1 protein-coding gene is annotated in these 2,194 nt (G+C 43.8%); it reads right to left on the bottom strand.

Features of this window, described 5'->3' with window-relative positions:
• Positions 1 to 187: 187 nt before the first annotated feature.
• Positions 188 to 1,354 (bottom strand): RepB family plasmid replication initiator protein, encoded by a 1,167-nt coding sequence (locus tag ACJMM9_RS12545; RefSeq protein WP_405327508.1) that lies wholly within the window; start codon positions 1,352 to 1,354, stop codon positions 188 to 190.
• Positions 1,355 to 2,194: the final 840 nt, after the last annotated feature.

Raw genomic sequence — 2,194 nt, 5'->3', positions numbered from 1 at the left:
TCTTAATTACCTTATATACCTGCATAATACCAAATGTTTAAAATTCGGTTGCAAAGGTACTCGGATAATTCTTTTATTTAGAAATTTAACATTTCAATTTTTCGCAAATTGACAAAGTTTTATATTTAAAAGGAACATTAAGGAACAGATAATCTCGTTTGTTCCGATGCATTGCTCCGACAAGAAATCAGTCCTTAATCTCCTCGTAAGTATCCATTGTTTCATTCAAGAAGTTGTCCATCGCCTTATAGACGTAAGCCTTGATGTCCTTGATTTCACCCTTCTTATCATCATGTACCATCATGTAAATGGTGGAAACTTTGGTAATCATCTCCTGAATGTTCTGCTCGTTAATGCGCTTCATCAGGCTCTCTATCTCACGCTGTGTGAAACCAAAGTGCTTCATGATCATATTCTGAAGCTGTTCATACTGACGGTCAAAGACTGCCTGATCTTCATTGTTCACCAACTTTGGAGACTTGTAAATACGGAACTCAATCTGGTCGGGTTCACCAGCCTTCTTGTAGCCCGTGTATTTCTTCTCATAAGTGAAGTAACAGTCGCAATAACCGGCACGGGCCAGCTCTTCCAATTCCTTTTGAGCGGGGTCGAGCACACGGGCGGCAAGTTTACGGAACTCACGGTATTTATCCTCCAACTGAAGCCACTTGCGGAGTTCCTGAGAAGACATCACACTGCGCCCTACTCGCGTCCAGGCCGTGATGTACATATAGATACGCTGCGTGTACTTGTTGTTACTGCTGGTCACGACTTCCTTACCCAGACGATGCCAACCAAGTTCGAACGTCACCAACTTCTCGGCCACCTCCTTGTCAATATGCACCACGACGTAGGTCTTGTACTTCTCTTCAGGGATGAAGACATCGCACAGGCTGGTGACCTTACGATAGCGCTTGCCCTCCTTCGACTTGAAGGGAATCTCGACGGGAATGGCAGGCAGCATCTTCAAGGAACTGCGGAGTTCATTGTAGTGGTTGCGGTCGATGCCGAAACTGCGAAAATCGAGATTGAACGACAGGCCACCTTTCTCGTTGGCAATCTCACCGCGCTGGACGGTGGCTAAGCTCGACACTCCATTACCAGCATTCAGCATCTGGCGAAGGATATTCTGCAGGCACTCCAAAATGGACATGAGTACCTTGTTCTGCACCGACGTATAGTTGTGGCGCATCAGGGTGAGCGTTAACGGAGCCAACAGCCAGGTCTCTTCCTCGATGGGTATGAGTCCTTCAGGCAGCTTCACTTTCGTGCTCTTGCGTCCAGGTTTCTTCTTGGGCTTCGTCTGCTTGGCAGATGCTCCTTCATTTGTTGTTGTTGACTTAGCGGTAGCCATTTTTAATGATAATTTGATGTCGAACGTTCAATTTCGGTTGTAAAAGTACGCTTTTTCTGCGTAACAACCAAATTTTAACGAGACTATTTTTTTACCGCCACAAAAAGGGAACATGTGTTTTAGAATGTTCCTATTTTGTTCCGATTGTGGCTTAACTAACTGACTGATAGTCAGATATTATCATTTTTAGGTGCACGATTTTGTTCCGCTTCGAAAATGTTCCTTTTTTGTTCCGCAAAACGCCCAAAACTCTACTGCATATGCGGTCTGACGAGGGGTTGAGGTGCACGATTTTGTTCCGCTTTCATGCTCGAATAATAAAAAATGTTAATCACAACGTCTAAAAGCCTATCTATCCTCAAAAACAGGATATGAGGTGCACGATTTTGTTCCGCTCCAGAGTGTTCCTTTTTTGTTCCGCTCAACACCTCGATACCCTCTTTTTCCTTACATTGAGGTGCATGATTTTGTTCCGCTTGATGGCTTTATCGTCACAAAAAGGGAACTTGCACGATTCTGTTCCGCTTTAATGCGCTCTTATAGTTTACTTTCAGTAAACAGAAATCTACAATTTTTCGACTCGCCAAAATGTTCCTTTTTAGTTCCGCTAAATCGCTGAATCGGCCATTTATAGAGGCTTTCGCCTACATCAAAGTGCATTAATTTGTTCCGCTTTGTGTCTTCGACTTCAGCTAAACCGCCACTAATTCGTGGCTTTTTCATCAGATTGTTCCTATTTTGTTCCGTTTTTCGGCTCGATAGCCTCTGTCTACTGGGCTTCCATCCGCATTAGGTGCACAGATTTGTTCCGCTTTATAGCGTATATATATTCATTCCTTT

This window comes from Fibrobacter sp., from assembly GCF_045112255.1.
GTDB lineage: Bacteria > Fibrobacterota > Fibrobacteria > Fibrobacterales > Fibrobacteraceae > Fibrobacter.
Note: the sequence above shows the minus strand (reverse complement) of the source record. Positions and strands in the feature narration are given on the sequence as shown.